Consider the following 18,199-nt stretch of genomic DNA (forward strand, 5'->3'; position numbering starts at 1 on the left):
GGCGAGAGTTTTCAAGCTTAAAATTCTCCGCGCAGCTGATAGGTGATGTCGCCTGCGCCAAATCCGATCACGAGCCCGTCGTTTATGATGTGGCGGACGCCGAAAATGTCGCTAAATTCTATCCGCTCGCCGTTTCTAAAGACCCGCTCGGTAAATAGTGCCCCGAGCCCCTTAAACTCCTCTTTTAGATCGATGCCGTTGCTAGGCTCGCCCGCGGCGTAAACGGGCAGTACGACTAACTCCTCCACGCCCGCAAAGCACTCCTTAAAAGCGTTTAGATTCGCCTTAAGCCTGCTGAAGCGGTGCGGCTGAAAGATCGCCGTGATCTTGCTGAGCCCTAGCAGGCTAGCGTATTCGCGCGCGCTTTGCAGCGTCGCTCTGATCTCGGTGGGATGGTGGCCGTAGTCGTCGATCAGCACGAAGTTTGGGGTGGCGCACAGGATGTCGAAGCGCTTTTTGATCCCTTGGTAATTCAGTAAATTTTTGCGGATCTGCTCTAGCCCCGTCTCGCACGCTGCGGCAAGGATCGCTAGCGACGCATCAATCGCGATGTGCCTTCCTAGCCCGTAAACCTCGAAGCGCCCGAGCTCTTTAAGATTAAAGCTCATAAACGGCTGATGATCGCGTAGCAGCACCTTTAGATCCGTTATATCGCGCGAAGGAAAGAGCTTGATACAGCCGAGCTTAATCGAGCTTAAAAACTCATCTTCGGCGTTTATCACGCGGATCTTGGCGCGCTCCAAAAAGCCGCGGTACGCCGCGTGAAATTTATCCAAATCGTTATCGTAATGATCCATATGCTCGGGCTCGGCGTTGGTCACGATCGCGACGTAGGGGTTGGAATTTAAAAAGCTCGAATCGCTCTCGTCGGCTTCGAAGATGATGTTTTCGCTGTTTTCGTACTTCATATTCGAGCCGAACTGCTTGGAGATCGCGCCGATGATGACCGAGCCGTTTATCAGCGCCGAGGTTATCGCACTCGTGGTGCTTTTGCCGTGCGCGCCGGCGACTGCGAAGACGCGCTTGTCTTTTAGCACGAAGGGCAGGGCCTCCTTGCGCGAGAGGCAGACGATCCCTTTTTTGCGCGCGGCTTGCAGCTCGACGTTGTCCTCTTTGATCGCGGCGGAGTAGATGACGATCTCCTGATCCTTGATCGCCGAAGCGTCGTGCGGCGTGATGATCTCCATGCCGTCCGCTCTTAGCTTGTAAGTCGTCTCGCTCTCTTTGATATCAGAGCCTGAGATGATAAAATTTTTCTCGTGTAAAAATCTCGCTAATGCCGATATCCCTATGCCGCCGATGCCGATAAAATGAACCTTTTTCACCTTTGTCCTTAAATATTATAATAGATAATTACGTTTAAATTTTTAAATCCCGCGCCGGCGAAATTTAAAAATTTAAACCATTCCCGCGCGCCTTGAAATTCGCCTTTAAATTTTACGGGCTCGCGGCGTCGCGCAACCCCGTCTCGCTACTTTCGAAAGCGCTTTTAAAATTTGAGCGCTCGAAATTCGCCGTTTAGAATTTCACCTTTTAAAATTTGAACGCTCGAAATTCCGCGCTCAAAACTCCGCTTTGAAACGGAGTACTTAAATCTTACGGCTCAAACTCGCCGTTAAAATTTAGAAGGCGAGCAGGGCGCTGCCGCGCATGCCGCATCGTATCGCGCACCGAAGCCGCGTAAATTTTAATAAATTTCATCGCGCGCCGACTTTAAATTTAACGCCCGAAATTTCGCCGCTTGGGCTTTGCGGCTAAATCTATTCGCCGCTTTGCGCTTTAAATTTAGCCGATAAATTTACCCGCATAAATTTAAAATTTCATCGAAATTTTAAATTTCAGTGCGCCCGTTGATCGCCTTTATTAGCGAGAGCATATCGACGTTGTCTAAGCTCACGCCCGTAGGCACGCCTTGGGCGAGCTTGGTGAATTTCAAACCCATATCCGCGAGCTTATCCTCGACGTAAAGCATGATCCCGTCGGAGTTGATGCCCGGCGTCAGCGCGAAAATCAGCTCGCTCGCGCCGTTTTGGCTCACCATCTCGCGTAGCGCCGCGATTTTATCTTCGTCAGCGGCGTCTAGCACGAAGTAGCGACCGTTGTAAATTTTATTACTCTCTAAAATAAAGATATCTTTTGGGTTTTCGACGATGCAAATTTTATCGCTTTCGCGCTCCTCATCGGCGCAGTATTCGCAGATCTCGCCCTCGCATACCGCACCGCAGATGCGGCATCTGTGCAGTCCGCGCACCGCCTCTTCGATATTGTGTGCTAAATTTAGCCCTAGGAAGGAATTTTGCACGCTTACGTAGTAGGCAAAGCGCAGGGCGGATTTTTTGCCTACGCCGGGAAGCTTTTCAAAGCTCGCGACGAGCTCTTCGAACCTGTCTCCGCCGCTCATATAGCACCCTTCGGCGAAAAGACGATCGAGAAGTAGTGAGTGCCGTCGCTGTAGTTGTACTCGAAGCGGAATTTATGTAGCTCGCAAATTTTATCAATGATGTAAAGCCCAAGCCCCATGCCGGTGGCTTTCTCGTCTTTATTTCTGATAAAGGCTTGCTTGTAATGTTCGAATGATTTTGCAAGCGCCGCGCCGCGGTTGGCGACGCTTACTTTGTTTTCATCGCAGATGATGCGGACTTTTTTATCGCTGGAGTATTTTAGGGCATTGTCGATTAAATTTTTAATCGCCAGCGCAAATAGCCCGAAATCCACGTTTATCACCGCATCGCACTCGATATCTGTGCTAATGAGCTCGTCCCAATTATCGAGCATCGACATATCTTTTACTTGCTCTAAAATGAGGCTGAAATGATAATCCTGATAGTTGAGCGAGTAGCTTTTTGAGAGCAGTTGCTCGATTTTGGCAAACTCGTTGATTAAAATTTCAAGACGTTCGAAGACATTGACGAGCCGCTCTTTTTGTGTTTCGTTATCTAGCATTTCGGTGATGAGCCTGCCCTTGCCGATCGGGGTTTTCAGCTCATGCATGATGGTGCGCAAAAACAGCTGGCGCGAGCGGATCAGCTCTTGAATTTTGGCAATCGCGTTGTTAAATTCCTGCGCGACCTGCCCGATCTCGTCTTCGCTATGCGTGGCAGCTAAATTTACGTCCAAATTGCCTTGGGCGAATTTTTTGATATTTTTGCTTAGTTTTTTTAGCGGCGTAAAACTTCGCACTATCGATAGATAAAGTGAGATCAAAACCGCCATCGTAAGCAAAAACCCGACCCAAAGCGGATCGTTTAAATTCTTCGTGCCAAGGCTTTCGAAAACAACGACGAAAGAGTTGTTTTTTATATTTAAAAACAGCGAATTATTATACTCGACCGAGCTAAACTCGCCAATAGAGGTGTCTTGAACAAAAAAAATTTTACCACTCGTGATGATGTTTTGGATGATATTTTTGTCTTTTACAAGCTCCAAGCCGTAGCTGGAGAAGTAGCGCTCAATATCGCTGGGAGGGGCATTGCGCTTGTATAGCTCAAGTAGATTATTGACCGCGTTTATTTGATTAGCCTGCATGCTGCCTAGAGCTCTATTCATCTGCATCCGTGCGAACGTGATGAAAAGCACGCAGACTAAGATGATCGCGATTACAAAAAAAACCGAAATTTTGGTGATTAAGGAGTGCTTCATCCGATGAGCTTGTAGCCGATACCGCGAACCGAAAAGATATGCTTAGGCGCTTTGGAGCTATCGCCGATTTTGGTGCGTAGGCGCCCGATGATGACATCTAAGCTCTTTGAATCCTTATCTTTTAGGCTCTTGCAATGGTATACGAGCTGCTCGCGGGATACCGAAAAGCTATGCTGCTTGATGAGGTATTCTAAAATTTCATACTCTGCAGGCGTTAGCACGAGCGACTCTTCGCCGAAGTAAATTTCATGGCGCTTATCATCGATGCGAAATACGCTATCTGTGGTGGTTTCTTCCTTTTCGCTAGCTTTTTTATAGCGGCGGATGAGGCTCATGATGCGTGCGTGCATCTCTTTTGGATCATAAGGCTTGGGTAGATAATCGTCCGCGCCGATCTGAAGGCCTACGACGCGATCGCTTACGTCGCTTCTAGCCGAGCTGATGATGATCGGAATGTCGTATTTCTCGCGGATCTCTTTGCAGACCTCAAGTCCGTCCATCCCAGGAAGCGTAAGATCCAAAATCAACAGATCGTAGTTTTTGATCCCCGCGCTAATGCCCAGATACGGATCTTCGAAGTTTGTAACTTGGATGTTAAATTTAGCCAGATATTCGGTTAGAAGCTGTGCGAACTCGCTGTCGTCTTCTATCATCAATACATTTATCATTTTTTATCCTTTGCATCGTTGATTTGAAATTTTAAATATTGCATTATACATAAAAATAGTTAAGTCTTAACTTGCGTTTTATTAAATTTAGATAAAATTGCTCCTTTTGTATAGTTCAAGGAGAATTTCGTGGAAGAAGATTATTATGAAATTTTAGGCGTGGCGCGCGATGCCGACGCCGAGACGATAAAAAAGGCGTTTCGAAAGCTCGCTTTGGAATTCCACCCCGACCGTAACCAAGGCGACAAGGAATCGGAGGAGAAATTTAAAAAGATCAACGAAGCGTATCAAATTTTAAGCGACGATCAAAAGCGCAGGATGTATGATCGCTACGGCAAAGAGGGCATCAGCGGCGCATATAGCGGCGCGGGCGGCGGAGGATTTGATTTCAGCTCGATTTTCGGCGATTTTTTCGAACAAGCATTTGGCGGAGGCGGTCGCTCACGCCCTAGCGATCCATACGGCATAGATACCGAACTGGCCGTAACGCTGGAGTTTAAAGAGGCTTTAGAGGGCGTTCACAAGGAGATAAAATACAAGATCAAAAAGCCGTGCTCGACCTGCGACGCCACCGGCTCGAAGGACAAAAAGAAGCATACCTGCTCCGCTTGCGGCGGCACGGGGCGCGTCGCGGTCAGGCGCGGATATATGAGCTTTATCCAAAGCTGCTCCGAATGCGGCGGTACGGGCGAGATCGTAAAAGACAGGTGCAAGGATTGCGGCGGCAAAGGCTTTACCGAGGAGGATGTGAGCCTTAAATTTGACATTCCCGCAGGTATCGACGACGGACAGCGCGTGCGCCTAAGCGGCAAGGGCAACGTTTCTAAAACCGGCGAGATCGGGGATCTGTACGTGATAGTGCGCGTTAAGGAGGATAGCCACTTCCTGCGCGACGGAGACGACCTGTATATCGAGGTGCCGGTGTTTTTCACGCAGGCGATCTTGGGCGAGAGCATCGAGGTGCCGACGCCGCGCGGCAAGGCGGAGCTGAAACTCAAAGTAGGCACCAAGGACAAGCAGCGCTTCACGATCTACGGCGAGGGCGCGCCGAATATCCGCACCAAGAAAAACGGCGATCTGATCGTGCAGGTAAACGTCCAAACCCCTAAAAAATTGAACGAGAAGCAAGAGGCGCTTCTGCGCGAGCTTCAAGAAAGCTTCGGCAGCAAGGGCGGAGACGACGAGGGGATACTCGATAAAATCAAGAATTTTTTCAAGTAAGCTGCCTTGATCTGCCTTGATCTGTTTTGAGCGGTGATTGTTTAAGCTTTAGTTTAGCGGGCTTCGGAATTTTAAATTTAGCCACGCCTGCCGCTTGACGGTTTTCTGCTGCTTGTTTGGTCGCTCGCCATCGTTCGGTGAGACGTTTATCGTTTAGTGGTCGTTTGCTAAGCGCCCTCTGTCTGATCGTCACAAACACTGCGCGGCGGCTTTATAAGGTTAATGCTTGCGAGTAGAATTTTATCTGTGTCCGTAGCGCTCTTTTAGCCCGCTGCGCCGCAAAACGATAACAGGGTCGCAGCTTACGCGCCGTAAAAATTACTACAAATTTTAAAAAGGACGAAGATGGATCGCAAAAATGAGCCTGCAAATTTCGAATCCGCGGATGATGAGATGTTTGCGTTTTTATCGAGCTTGGGCGATCGCTGGCAAGTAAGCGAGGGCGGAGCGCGCTTTATAGAGGAAAATTTCACCTTCGTCGGCTCCAAGCCTGTCTTGCGGGGATTGAAAGATTACGCGACCGCGGACTGCCCCAGCTTTGCTGGTGCCAGAAGCTTCATAGGCGCAAATCCCGCGGTAAAAGCGAGGATTTTGAGCGGCGAAATCCACTATTTGGGTGATAGTCTAACGAGCGCCGAGGTTAAATTTGCGCCCGAATACTTTCACGATTTTTTAAAATTTATAATGGAGCAGGTCCCCGAACACCACTATTTTTTCAGCCCTACCGCGCGCTGGCTCCTGCTGGTTGCGATGGAGAAATACGTGGAATTTGCGGCTTTAGATTAGCGTTTGGATCCGCGAAAATTTGCGAAATTTCGCCGCCTGTGCCGCGCGAGTTCGGGGCGGGCTGCGGTCTGCTACGGCGGGGCGAAAGAGGAGTGGAAGATCGCTTGAAATTTATCGACCGCAATGATCGTGCCGCAGTGACGTGAAATTTAAGCGGGCGCCCCGTTCGCGAACTAACCCCTACCTAGCTTGATACGTGCCCTAAAATCGGGCATGATCTGCGCGATCAGCGCGTAAAAATCCGCTCCGTGATTTGCGTGGATGAGGTGCGCGAGCTCGTGCAGCACGACGTATTCGACGAAGCGCAGATCCCGCTCTATCAGGCTTAGCGAGAAGTTGAGATAGCCCTTTGCATGGTTGCAGCTGCCCCAGCGCGTCTGCATTTTGCGCACCCGTACCCGCGCGATCTTGCGGCCTATCCGCGGGGAAAATTTCGCGATATAGCGCAGATAAAGCTCAAGCGCAAAGGCCTTTTTAAACGCCGCAAACTCGCCCTCGCTCTCGCAAAAGATCGCGTCTCGTGACATAAAAATTTTATCTTTAAATTTAGAGCTTTGGATAAAATTTTTGATCGTAAAATCGGGCTCGTCGCACTCCTCCGCTTGCGCGCTTTGCGCTACATTTTGCGGCGCGTTTTCGCTCGCAGATTTTGAAATTTTTTCGCTCATGAGCGGAATTTCCTCACTCGCGGTAGAGCTAAAATTTGAAATTTCTCCGCTCTCGGCGGGTTTAAATTTTAAAATTCCGTCCCTTGCGGTGGGATCAAATTTTAAAATTTCGTCACTTGAGGTGGAGTTAAATTTACCTGCATCGCTGCTTTGCGGAGCGCACCCGTCCGAGTGAAATTTTAAAATTTCGCCGCGGGATTGTTTGAAAACATTTTGCGCCGCTGTATCTATAAATCCGCCGCTTTGTCGCACTTTGCTCTGTTGCGCTAGCCCTTGCGCTGCATCGTCCGGTAGGTTAAATTTCAAATCCTCGCCCGCCGCACTACTTTGCGAAGTGTGTTCGCCCGAGTGAAATTTTAAAATTTCACTTCCCGCGCCGCTACCCGCACCGTCATTCATGCCGCCCATGGAATTGTTTGCGCTGCCGCTCACATCGCCGCTACCGCCTATGCCTGCGCCGCTTTGTAAATGAGCTGAATTTACGCTGCCGCGCGCACTGCTTACGCTGCCGCCTACGCAGTCCTGCGCGTCGCCATTGTCTAAATTTTTATTCGCGCCGCAGTTTGTACCGAGCTCAGCCTCGCGGCTAAATTTCAGCTTGTAAATTTTGCCTAAAATTCTAACCTGATCGCTCGCTAAAAGTTTGCTTTGCAGTCGCGCCAGCGTTTGGCGGATCCAGCTTTCGTGCTTTAGGATGAAGCTTTCTGCCTGCGCCGCGGTGTAGGAGCGCGGCACGCTCACGCTGATTTCGCAGTCCTTGCTAATGCGGATGCGTGCGTATTTCATCCGCTTAAAACGCAGACTGATCGGCAAACCTAGCAAATTTAGACTAACTTTTTGCTCTGCCATTTTTTACTTATCCATCGCGCCGTATTCGCGCTGCCGCGCAGCCACTCGTCGCAGAAAAACCCGATCCAAACGCCCAAAATTCCATACCCCAAATGAATACCCAAAAGCCAGCCCACGGGGATCGAGACGCCCCACATAAAGATCACGCCCATCGCAAAGGGAAACCTCGCGTCGCCGCTTGCGCGCAGGGCGTTTACGAACACGATATTAAGCGTCCGTCCGAACTCAAGCCCCAGCGTGAGATAAAAAAGCGGCCGCATGACTTGCCTGTGCGCCTCGTTTAGGCTCAACATCTCCATAATCTGCTCGCGCGCTAAAAACACGATCGCGACGAAAAGCGCCGTCGCCCCGAGCCCAAAGCGCAGCGCGGTAAAAGTGTGCCGGTACGCCTCCTGCGGCTTGGCGGCGCCTACGAGACGGCCTACGATCACTTCGTTTGCCATACTGATCGCGCTTCCGCCGAAGAAGATGAATGATGAAATTTGAAAATAGATCGTCTGTACCGTGAGGCTCGCCTCGCCCATGCTCGCGACGAAGGCGAAGGCGACCAGATACTGCACGATCCACAGCATGTTTTCGCCAGCGCTCGGAAGCCCTACGGATAGAATTTTACGCAGCGTGGCGAATTGGATCTTTAAAAACATCGTGAGGTAAAATTTTATCTTTAGCACCTTCGTGATGATGAGGAAGAATAAACATACGCCGATCATACGCCCTGCGATCGTACTCACGCCGATGCCCTCAAGCCCGTAGTACGGCAGTCCGAACGGCCGAAAGAGTACGACGTAGTTGCCAGCGAGCGTTACTAAATTCATCACTACAGAGACTGCGATGATGAAATTTGCGTATCCGTAAACGCGCACGATGGCGCTAAGCACGATCGCGACGGCGTCTATCGCAAAGACGATGCTGATGACCTTAAGATAGATCGCGCTTTCGCTCAAAAGCTCGGCGGGCACCTGCAGCGCGCGGAGTAAAAACGGTGCGCAGCTAAAGACGAAAACGCCGCTGCAAAGCCCAACGAGCGCGTTGAATGCGATGCTCGTGTGGATCGCGCGCATGGCTAGGACTTTGTTTTTTGCCCCCAGTGCCTGCGCTACGAGAACCGAGCAGCCTACGGCGAGGAAGCCAAAAACCGTGATGAAGAGCAGAAATATCTCGTTGCCCGCCCCCAGCGCGCCTACTAGCGAGACGTCCACGCGCGAGATCATGTAGGTGTTGATAAACGTGGTCACGAGGCGCAAAAACATATCGATGTAGATTGCGAGCGAGAGCCTTAGCAGCGAGATTTCTTTCATATTTTGCCTTTATTTGGGGGAAATTGTAGCCGAAAATTCTTTTAGGTTTGCTTTTGCGCAAGGGGCGAGCGGAGTTGTTTTCGCGCGCCGCGCGGCATGCGTAAAATTAGAATTTACGGCGCTCAGTGCGAATATGCGGTGATTTAGCGCGGAGGAGCGAGAGCATACGTAGCTGCATATCTCGCGCGACGATCTGTAGTAAAGGGGCAAAAAGACGGCGCAGAATTCCACGCGATTTAAAATTTAAAAGTCGCGTGGAATTTTATTAAATTTATGCCGGTTGGAGCAAATTTCGCTTTCCGCTAGATCGAATTTCGCTTCCTCATGTGGATCGTGAAGTGCTCCGACGCGTCTTTAAAGCCGCACTTTTGTAGGAATTCTCCGGCACCCTCAGCCTTGTGCAGAGGGGTCACGACAAAGGTGGTGGTGTGCGCAAAGCGCTTATTAAAGGCATTCACGAGCGCCGTGCCGATACCGCGCCTTTGATAATCTTTATGAACTATCACGCAGTAAAGATAGCTCGTAGCGAAGTTGTCGCGGTCGCAAAACGCCTCCAGCACTCCCACGGTCTTGCCCTGCATTTTGGCGATCGCCACGTAATCATAGGTGCGCCACACCCTGTATGTCTCGTGCGGCGGCACGGAGGCTGCGTTTTGTTCCGTATCCCAGCCGATCGAGACCATTATCTCATCTAGATCGCTAGGCTTAAAATCGGCGGAATTTTCTAAAATTTCAAACTCCATCTTCGCTCCTTAATTGAAATAGCTTTTCAAATCGCAAGTATATCGCCGCAGCTTTAAAACGGCATTAAATATCAATTAGCGGCTCTTTCAGAGAGGTTTAAATTTTAAAATTTAAAGGCGCGGTAGGGCGCGGAGCGCAAATTTAAACCCGAATTTAAAATTCTAACCATTTACCGCAATTTGATATAAACTCGGCAAAATTTTCCCAAGGATCCCCGATGCAAACGCTTGACTTTCACGTCCATCTGCTAAGCAAGGAGGTGCGCTTCGACCGCCCTTACGACAGGCTCGCGCTGCGCCTTTTCGGCAGGCGCTTCGGCATAGACGTATCGCGCGCGATCAAAGAGCCATATGAAGCCTATGTGGACGCTCTGCTCGGCGGGCTTAGAGCTTCGAAATACGTTAAAAAGGCGGTGCTTTTCGGCGTGGATGCTAAATTTAGCGACGCGGGCGAGCTAATCCATCGCGATAAGACCGTCTGTGCGGACAACGACAGCGTGTTTGAAATTTATCAAAAAAACCCAGATCTCATCGTGCCGTTTTTTAGCATCAATCCGAAGCGAGCGGACGCGCTCGATGAGATCGATCGCTGCTTCGAGCTCGGATTTAAGGGGGCGAAATTCTTACAAAACTATTGGGATATGGATACGAGGCTGCCTTGCTACGTGCCGTATTTTGAAAAGCTCGCTAAGCTCGGCTTGCCGCTGGTGATCCACGTCGGTAACGAAAGCTCGGTGCCGAGCGCGCGCCGCTGCGAAGCGCTGGAGGTGATCTATGCGCCGCTTGAGCTGGGCGTTACGACGGTGTGCGCGCACATGGCGATCAACTATGAGTATTCGCATATCTTTCGTGCGCTCTCGCGCCGTCCGCGAAATTTCGGACACGATTATTTCGCGCTTTTGGCGCTTCTGCGCACGCACAAAAACCTCTACGCCGATGTTTCGGCGCTGATGACGCCGGTGCGCGCTAAAGCCCTGCCGCATCTGGCGAGTCAAACGGACGTACACTCGCGCCTGCTTTACGCTTCGGACTTTCCGGTGCCATATTCTGCAATATACAACACCTACGATCTGCGCCTGTCGCAGCGTATCGCGCTGCATAAAGAGCCCAACCCTTTCGATCGCAACGCGCGCGGACTACTTGCGTATTTCGGTGAGGAGAGCGAGTTGTGGAGCAATTACAAAAAAATTCTGCCCTTTGCTTAGACGATAAAATTCGGTGAAATTTAGGAAGTGGGCGTGAATTTTATAAAATATTTTTTCTCGGAAATTTTTAGGTTATTTAAACTCATTATGAGCGCCGCGCTTGTGCTAACTGCGGCGTATTCTTTGCGGAGCCGGATTTAGCGGAAAATTACGAACGGAACCGCGCTCAAATTTTAGCTCTGCGCGATTTTGCACGCGAGATACAGCCCGAAGGAGTTTCTTTTGACGTCCGTTTTGGCGGCGACGAGGTCTTAAGTATGAGAGCCGTGAATAAAGACAAAAACCAAAGTGCGAGTTTTTATAGTATAGATGAAAAGACGAATGAGCGAGCTGTTTTAAAAATCCTAGGCTGGGATTTTGGGACTTTTAACGAACTTAAAGCCAAAGCAAAAAGCGCAAATGCCCAGGGCGTAAATATCTGGGAGGGCGAAACCGCTATTTATTACAAAGACGGGTTTGTGTCGGAATTTTACGAGATTTTCGAGGGTTCTGCGAGTGAGGCGGTGAAAAAGGACTACGAGATCGGCTGCGACGATAGATTTGCCGCAGACGGCGTGGTGATGGCGCGCGACGGAGGCGCTACTACGGGCTTTATGTGCGTGGATAAGGATGGCTACGGTATTAAACGCAGATAAATTTTACAGCGGTTTTGCAGGAAATTTTAGCGGGAATTTTTGTAGGAATTTTTACCGTCGTTGCGGAGATTTTGCGAGAATTTTTTGCTGTTATTGCGAATATTTTAGGGTTGTTGAAAATATTTCGCAGCACCTGTTTTGTCGCGCCTGCCATTTAATCACCCGTCCCGCTAAATTTTAAAATTTAAACCGAGCGGCGTGTATTGTAGAGTCAAAGCGTTCCTCGGCGTAGTGTAAATCTTGAAATTTCAGTGGTTTAAATTTTAGCTAGCAGTTACACTAAATGAAACGGCGAGATCATACACGGCGCGCGCTGCTATTTAAATTAGCTTGCAGGCACGCTAAATCCTATCGAGCGCGACTACAAGGCGCGTATGATAGAGTTTAAATTTAGCTCACAGGCGCGCTAAATCCTAGCTGCGACATAATTTGCTTTAAATTTTATAATACGGCTCGCTCGAAATTTTAAACCACTAGCACAATCTGCAAATTAGCGGCAGCCCGCCTGAAATTCGCATTACACCGTGCCGCCTGTGCCGCATCGACGTCGAGTCGTATGATTTACGCTCAAAACTGATTCGCACTTATCAAAAGCCGCTAAAGCACCGACGACGCGCTGTGCCATTTGCGCCGAATTGCGCTGCACCATTCTTGTCGCATTACTTGCGCTATAAAATTTTAACGTAGGTTCGTTTTAAATTTCATTGCATCGCACAAAAAACCGTTGCGCGAGAAATTATAACGGCGGCTCGCTTTAAATTTACGTTTCGTGCCGCTTCTTGGCTAGTTTCTTTTAATCTCTCACCGCACTTTATTCTGTCACTAAATTTTAAAATTTGCTCGAATTTTAGGAGTTTACAAGCTTTAAAAGCGCCTTTGAAATTCTTGCGATCTCATCTTGCATATGCCCGCCCGGATTTTGCTCAAACTCCGCTTTCGCGCCCGCACTGCGGCATTTTGCGATGAAATTTCGCGCCGTCTCGTCGCAGAGTGCTCCGCGCGGATTTTTCGGGTTCATCTCGGCCTCGCCCAAGGACGCGTAGACGTGCGCCAGCCCCCTTTGCGGCGAGTGTGCGGCGACGAAGGCGTCAAATCCGCCGAACCAAAACGACGCCGAGACGCAGGCGATCTTTTGAAATTTATCGCTCGCAAACGCCGCATACGCGCTAAAAAGCCCAGCCAGCGAGTATCCCGCGCACGCTCGCCACGCAGGTTCGCCCGCGCCGAATACGTGTCGCTCGATACGCGGGATCAGCTCGTCCGTAAATTTTTCTAAGTGCGCCGCGCCTCCGCCTGCGAAATCGCGCACCCCCTTAAACGGCGATTTTGCCGCCCACGGACTAAGCTTATCGCCCCACTGCGCCTCGTTTAGATAGATCGCCGCAAGCACGAAATCGGCGCCGCTTCGTCGCGAGACGAGTTCGTAAATTTCGCCCACACTGGCCGCGCTAAACTCCAAGGCGTGCAGGTAGATGATCGGTGCGGACGCGGCTTCTTTTGTAAAGGAGGGCGCAGCCGCAAAAGACGGCGCGTGCGGGGCGAAAATTTCTACGCGCAGGTCGTCAAATTCCAAACTTTGCATTGCTGAACCTTTAAAAGTTATTAAAATTTAATAGAATTTTGTGTAAAATCACCGAATTTAACACTAGAGGAACTTAAAATTGGCTTTGATCGAGCTTATCGATGTTACGAAAAAATTCGGCTCTCACATCGTTTTAGACGGCGTAAATTTCGCACTGGACGCTAACGAGCGCGTCGCTGTGATCGGCAAAAACGGCGGCGGCAAGTCCACGCTGATGAAGATCGTCGCGGGGCTGTGCGAGACCGACGAGGGGCGCGTGATCACTCAAAACGGGCTAAATATCCAGATGCTCGCTCAAACGCCGAAATTTGAAGACAATCTCTCGGTCAAAGACGCGCTGCGAAGGGAGCTAGCTGAAATTTACGCCGCCCTTAGCGAATACGACGCGATCTCAAGCGAAATCGCTGCACATCCCGAAAATCAGGAGCTTTTAGCGCGCCAAGACGAACTGATTAAATTTATCGAGGCCAAGGACGGCTGGCAGATCGACAATAAGATCGAGCAGGTGCTGCAAAATTTCGGGCTTAAAATTTACGAAAACCGCTCCGTCTGCACGCTTAGCGGCGGCGAAATTCGTCGCGTGGCGCTGGGCGCGCTGGTGCTTAAAAAGCCCGACGTGCTGCTGTTGGACGAGCCCACGAACCACCTCGACGTCTATATGGTGAAATTTCTAGAGGACATGCTGCTTGGCTCGAAGCAGACGATCGTTTTTATCAGCCATGATCGCTACTTCATCGACCGCTTGGCGACGCGCAGTATCGAGATCGAAGAGGGTAAAATTTCAAATTTCGACGGCGGATATGAGAACTATCTGAGGCGCAAGCAGGAGATGCTCGCCTCGCTCGAAAAGTCCCACGAGACGCTGCTTAAACAGCTACGCGCCGAGGAGGAGTGGCTACACCGCGGCGTAAAGGCGCGCCTAAAGCGCAACGAAGGGCGCAAGGCGCGTATCATGCAGATGAGGCAGGATGCGAAGAAAAACCCGGGCGCGATCCGTCGCGTGCGGATCGAGCTGGAGCGTGCGAGCAGGAGCTTTAACGGCACGGGCGGCGACAATCGCAAAAAGATGCTTTTTGAATGCACGAATATCGGTAAAATTTTAAACGGCAAGGTGCTTTTCAAGGGCTTTTCGGCGCGAGTTTTGCAGGGCGAGCGCATCGGTATCGTAGGCGCCAACGGCGCGGGCAAAAGCACTCTGCTTAAAATTCTACTCGGTCGCAGCAAGATCGATGCGGGCGAGATCAAACGCGGCGAGATCAGGATCGGCTACTTCGATCAGACCCGCAGCGGCATCACGGACGATAAAAGCATAATCGAAATTTTCTGTCCCAACGGCGGCGATCACATCAATGTCCGCGGCAGCTACATGCACGTCTATGGGTATTTGAAAAATTTCTTGTTTCCGAAGGAATTTTTGGATAAACCGATCGGCGTGCTTAGCGGCGGCGAAAAGAACCGCCTGGCACTTGCGAAGCTCTTTACCGAGCAGTACGATTGCCTGATTTTGGACGAGCCGACGAACGATCTTGATATCGCGACGATCAATATTTTGGAGGACTACCTGCTAAGCTTCGAAGGTGCGGTAATCATCGTAAGCCACGATCGCTATTTTATCGATAAGATCACGAATAAGCTTTGGGTTTTCGAAAAAAACGGCGTTATCGATCAAATTCAAATGCCATATTCGGAGTATTTGGAGTTTGAAGACGAGATGGCGGAGATTGACCAGATCGAGGTCGACGCGAGCGTGAGCGCGGAGGAAGGTGGCCGCGAAAACAAAAAGGAAAAGACGAGCGCTGCAAAACTTAGCTATAAGCAGAATAAAATTTTAGAGGAGTATCCCGCTAAGATCGAGGCTATCGAGGCGCGTATAAAAGAACTAAATCACGCGCTTTCGACGCCTGAAATTTATCAAAAGCTCGGGATGCAGGGGCTTTTTGAAGAGCTTGAAGAAAAAAGAGGAACGTTAAACAGTATGGAAAATGAATATTACGAAGTGCTTTCGCTTGCCGAGAGCCTAAAGTAGGCGCGATGGTTTGGTTTTTGATCTTTTTATACGCGCTTTACACGATTTATAAAATTTCGCTCGATCTGCTCGAGCTAAGCTTCATCCGCGCTAAGCTAAAGGAGCCTGCGGTGGTGCTTAGCGAGGAGGATTATCGCAAGGCGGGCGAGGTCGGCGCGGTAAATTTAAAATTTAATATATTTTCGCACTGCTTTTCGTTTGCGGTGGCGCTTATTTGGATACTTGCGGGCGCGGGCGCGTTACAGCGCGCGATATATGATCTAGCGGGCGATGGGATTTTGGCGGGGAGCTGCTTTGTAACGGCGTTTTTAATCATCGGCGGCGCGGCGGCGCTTCCGCTTGAGATTTACAAAACCTTTGTAAAAGATCGCCGCCTAGGCTTTTCCACGATAACGCCCGCCATTTTCGTAAAAGACGCGCTAAAATCGCTCATGCTCACGCTGGTTTTCGGCTTTGCGGTAGCCTCTGCGCTCGTTTTTTGCGTAAATAGCTTGGGCGCACACTGGTGGATCTGGGGCTTTCTGCTAAGCTTCGGCATAGTTTTACTGATAAATTTGATCTATCCGACCGTTATTGCGCCGCTGTTTAATAAGATGCAGCCGCTAGAGCAAGGCGAGCTAAAAGAGCGCATAGAGGGGCTTTTGCAACGCTGCGGCTTTAAAAGTAGCGGCGTTTTTACGATTGACGCGAGCAAACGCGACAAGCGCCTAAATGCCTATTTCGGCGGCTTCGGCGCGACGAAAAAGGTCGTGCTTTTCGACACGCTCATAGAGAAGCTGAGCGAGGATGAAATTTTAGCCGTTTTAGGGCACGAGCTCGGGCATTTCAAACACGGCGACATTTTAAAAAATTTAGCGCTTAGCTTCGTGCTTTTGGGCGTGACGTTTGCGGTATTCGGAAACCTCCCCGCAGGCGTGTTCGGCGCGCTAGGACTTAACGCGGACGGCGGCGCGACGCTGGTTTTTATGATTTTGTTTGCGCCGATTTTACATGCGTTTTTTGAGCCTGTAATCTCCAAGCTTAGCCGCATGCACGAATTTAGCGCAGACCGGCATGGCGCGAGCATGCAGGATAAAGAGAGTATGATCGGCGCGCTAAAGAAGCTGGGCAGCGAAAACAAGGCGTTTCCGCTCGCTCATAAAATTTACGCCGCGGTGTATTATTCGCACCCAAGCCTATATGAGCGCATAAGAGAGCTTGATGAGGATCGCTGAGGCGCTAAGATGGGGCTTGGGGCAGTGCGGCTCAAAATACGTCGCGCGCGAAATTTTAAAGCTTTGCGAGCGACTTAGTGGCGAGCAGCTCGTGCTAAGATACTCGGAAGAGCTCGCGCACGAAGCGGAGTTTCGCGCTAAGATCGTTGAATTTAAAGACGGTCGCCCGCTTGAATACATCACGCAAAGCTGCGAGTTTATGGGCTTTAAATTTTACGTCGACGAGCGGGTGCTGATACCGCGCTGCGAGACCGAAATTTTAGTAAAAAAGGCGCTTACTTTGGCGCAAAGCTTGGGCGAGCCGCGCATTTGCGAGATCGGCACGGGCAGCGGCATAATCGCTATCTGCTTAAAAAAACTACTTCCCGCTTGCCGCATCACGGCTAGCGATATCAGCGCGGATGCGCTTGAGGTAGCGCGCGCAAACGCCGCGAGCTTAGGCGCGGACGTCGAGTTTGTGCACTGCGCCTACGCGGATGAGATTGTGGGCGAGTTTGATCTAATCGTCTCAAATCCTCCATACATCGCAAACTCATACGAATTAGACGCGCGCGTGCTGCAGGAGCCGAAACAGGCGCTGTTTGGCGGCGAGCGGGGAGATGAAATTTTAAAACGCATCGTACTGATCGCCGCACGGCGCGCAAAATTTCTAGCCTGCGAGATGGGCTACGATCAAAAGCAAAGTTTGTCGGCGTTTTTGCGCGAGCAGGGCTTTAGAGCGGAATTTTACAAAGATTTGGCGCAGTTTGATCGCGGATTCGTCGCGCGAAATTTAAACAGATCGTAGGCGCGCCGTGCAAAGCTCGCAACTACGCAGGCTGCTTTATTACAAAGCGTTCGGCTACCGCTACGTAAGCGCCGAAATTTTAAGCGGCGGCGAGCGATTTTTTAAGGCGCTGGACGCGCTGAAATCCGCTACCGCTGAGTGCAATCTCTGCGAGCTTGCCAAAACGCGCACGGGAGGCGGCGAGCAAAATTTTAAAAATTTCAAAACTATCAAAAATTTTAAAAATTCTAAAACACCCGCGAACGTAAAACTTATGATCGTAGCTCTCGCGCCGGGCGTTAGCGAGGGTGTTAGCGGCAGCTTGGAGGCTGAGGTAGCGGCGGCGCTAGATCAAATTTGCGCGCCGGAAGAAATTTATTTTAGCTTTTTAATAAGGTGTGCGGTGCCGCAAAATAGGCGCATAAGCTCGGAAATAATTTTAAAATGCGCGCCCTATCTGACCGACGAAATCAAAATTTTAAAGCCTAAAGTCGTGCTCTGCCTAGGGGAGCTCTGCTGCAAAATCGTGCTGCGAAACGGCGATCTAGCGGGCATGGACGCGCTGCACGGCTCGGTATTTAACGAGGACGGCATCAGCTTCGTGCCGAGCTTCGATCCCGCATTCATCGCGCAAAATCCGAGCAAGGCGGAGCTTTTCAAAGAGGATCTGCAAAGGATAAAAGAGCTGCTGTGATGCGCATTTTGGCGCTTTCTTTGCGTGCTATTTTGATTTTGTGTGCAGCTTTTTGCGCGGGCGCCGCGATTTTCATTGCGGCGGGCAAGCAGACGGGGCGAATTTGACCTGCTTAAATTTCACGGACTAGCGGGATTTTAGCGGAGTAAAACACAGACTCGATCTGCGCGAGTTTAAATTTAAAAGCGAGAAAATTTCATAAAGC

17 protein-coding genes are annotated in these 18,199 nt (G+C 50.3%); 8 read left to right on the forward strand and 9 right to left on the reverse strand.

What is annotated here, in order from left to right; all coding sequences use genetic code 11:
• Window positions 1–17: 17 nt before the first annotated feature.
• From murC to Q0600_RS04505, 4 genes are all read right to left on the reverse strand, one after another.
• On the reverse strand, window positions 18–1,325 hold the full coding sequence (murC, locus tag Q0600_RS04490; RefSeq protein WP_298757383.1) for a UDP-N-acetylmuramate--L-alanine ligase: 1,308 nt from the start codon (window positions 1,323–1,325) through the stop codon (window positions 18–20).
• A gap of 506 nt (window positions 1,326–1,831) precedes the next feature.
• The gene (gene recR, locus Q0600_RS04495; protein WP_298757386.1) at window positions 1,832–2,401 is read right to left on the reverse strand and encodes a recombination mediator RecR; all 570 of its coding nucleotides are present in this window, start codon (window positions 2,399–2,401) and stop codon (window positions 1,832–1,834) included.
• The gene (locus Q0600_RS04500; RefSeq protein ID WP_297895573.1) at window positions 2,398–3,639 is read right to left on the reverse strand and encodes an ArsS family sensor histidine kinase; all 1,242 of its coding nucleotides are present in this window, start codon (window positions 3,637–3,639) and stop codon (window positions 2,398–2,400) included. The genes recR and Q0600_RS04500 overlap by 4 nt, the downstream gene beginning before the upstream one ends.
• Window positions 3,636–4,307, reverse strand: coding sequence for a response regulator transcription factor (locus tag Q0600_RS04505; RefSeq protein ID WP_298757388.1), 672 nt, complete (start codon window positions 4,305–4,307; stop codon window positions 3,636–3,638). Before Q0600_RS04505 ends, Q0600_RS04500 begins: the two co-directional genes overlap by 4 nt.
• 129 nt (window positions 4,308–4,436) lie before the next feature.
• Here Q0600_RS04505 and dnaJ point away from each other — a divergent pair, with 129 nt between their 5' ends.
• The gene (dnaJ, locus tag Q0600_RS04510) at window positions 4,437–5,528 is read left to right on the forward strand and encodes a molecular chaperone DnaJ (protein WP_298757390.1); all 1,092 of its coding nucleotides are present in this window, start codon (window positions 4,437–4,439) and stop codon (window positions 5,526–5,528) included.
• On the opposite strand, the gene Q0600_RS04515 is transcribed toward dnaJ, so the two are convergent.
• Entirely contained in the window at window positions 5,521–5,727 is a 207-nt protein-coding gene (locus Q0600_RS04515) for a hypothetical protein (RefSeq protein WP_298757393.1), read from the reverse strand. The genes dnaJ and Q0600_RS04515 overlap by 8 nt on opposite strands.
• Before the next feature lie 146 nt (window positions 5,728–5,873).
• Between Q0600_RS04515 and Q0600_RS04520 the strand changes: the two genes are divergently transcribed.
• Complete coding sequence (locus tag Q0600_RS04520; RefSeq protein WP_298757396.1) at window positions 5,874–6,314, forward strand: hypothetical protein; 441 nt, start codon at window positions 5,874–5,876, stop codon at window positions 6,312–6,314.
• A gap of 173 nt (window positions 6,315–6,487) precedes the next feature.
• Here the strand turns inward: Q0600_RS04520 and Q0600_RS04525 are convergent, their stop codons facing one another.
• The 3 genes from Q0600_RS04525 to Q0600_RS04535 all read right to left on the reverse strand — a co-directional run bounded on the left by Q0600_RS04525 (window position 6,488) and on the right by Q0600_RS04535 (window position 9,872).
• Window positions 6,488–7,831, reverse strand: coding sequence for a M48 family metallopeptidase (locus tag Q0600_RS04525; RefSeq protein WP_298757399.1), 1,344 nt, complete (start codon window positions 7,829–7,831; stop codon window positions 6,488–6,490).
• Window positions 7,807–9,129 (reverse strand): MATE family efflux transporter, encoded by a 1,323-nt coding sequence (locus Q0600_RS04530; protein ID WP_298757402.1) that lies wholly within the window; start codon window positions 9,127–9,129, stop codon window positions 7,807–7,809. Before Q0600_RS04530 ends, Q0600_RS04525 begins: the two co-directional genes overlap by 25 nt.
• Before the next feature lie 302 nt (window positions 9,130–9,431).
• Window positions 9,432–9,872, reverse strand: a complete 441-nt coding sequence (locus Q0600_RS04535; protein WP_298757405.1) for a GNAT family N-acetyltransferase — start codon at window positions 9,870–9,872, stop codon at window positions 9,432–9,434.
• A 218-nt stretch (window positions 9,873–10,090) separates the two neighbouring features.
• Here Q0600_RS04535 and Q0600_RS04540 point away from each other — a divergent pair, with 218 nt between their 5' ends.
• Window positions 10,091–11,077, forward strand: a complete 987-nt coding sequence (locus Q0600_RS04540) for an amidohydrolase family protein (protein ID WP_298757408.1) — start codon at window positions 10,091–10,093, stop codon at window positions 11,075–11,077.
• A gap of 257 nt (window positions 11,078–11,334) precedes the next feature.
• Window positions 11,335–11,712, forward strand: coding sequence for a hypothetical protein (locus tag Q0600_RS04545; RefSeq protein ID WP_298757411.1), 378 nt, complete (start codon window positions 11,335–11,337; stop codon window positions 11,710–11,712).
• 847 nt (window positions 11,713–12,559) lie between these two features.
• On the opposite strand, the gene Q0600_RS04550 is transcribed toward Q0600_RS04545, so the two are convergent.
• Window positions 12,560–13,294: an alpha/beta hydrolase-fold protein gene (locus Q0600_RS04550; RefSeq protein WP_298757414.1), complete on the reverse strand. Its 735-nt coding sequence runs from the start codon at window positions 13,292–13,294 to the stop codon at window positions 12,560–12,562.
• Between the two features lie 79 nt (window positions 13,295–13,373).
• Here Q0600_RS04550 and abc-f point away from each other — a divergent pair, with 79 nt between their 5' ends.
• From abc-f to Q0600_RS04570, 4 genes are read left to right on the forward strand one after another with little or no spacing between them, the layout of a single operon-like run.
• On the forward strand, window positions 13,374–15,320 hold the full coding sequence (abc-f, locus tag Q0600_RS04555; RefSeq protein ID WP_298757417.1) for a ribosomal protection-like ABC-F family protein: 1,947 nt from the start codon (window positions 13,374–13,376) through the stop codon (window positions 15,318–15,320).
• 5 nt (window positions 15,321–15,325) lie between these two features.
• A complete protein-coding gene (locus Q0600_RS04560; protein ID WP_298757419.1) occupies window positions 15,326–16,534 on the forward strand; it encodes a M48 family metallopeptidase in 1,209 nt (402 codons plus the stop codon).
• Entirely contained in the window at window positions 16,521–17,321 is an 801-nt protein-coding gene (gene prmC / locus Q0600_RS04565) for a peptide chain release factor N(5)-glutamine methyltransferase (RefSeq protein WP_298757422.1), read from the forward strand. Before Q0600_RS04560 ends, prmC begins: the two co-directional genes overlap by 14 nt.
• A 7-nt stretch (window positions 17,322–17,328) precedes the next feature.
• Entirely contained in the window at window positions 17,329–17,994 is a 666-nt protein-coding gene (locus Q0600_RS04570; protein WP_298757424.1) for a uracil-DNA glycosylase, read from the forward strand.
• Window positions 17,995–18,199 lie beyond the last annotated feature (205 nt).

The organism is uncultured Campylobacter sp. (assembly GCF_938041645.1).
Lineage (GTDB): Bacteria > Campylobacterota > Campylobacteria > Campylobacterales > Campylobacteraceae > Campylobacter_B.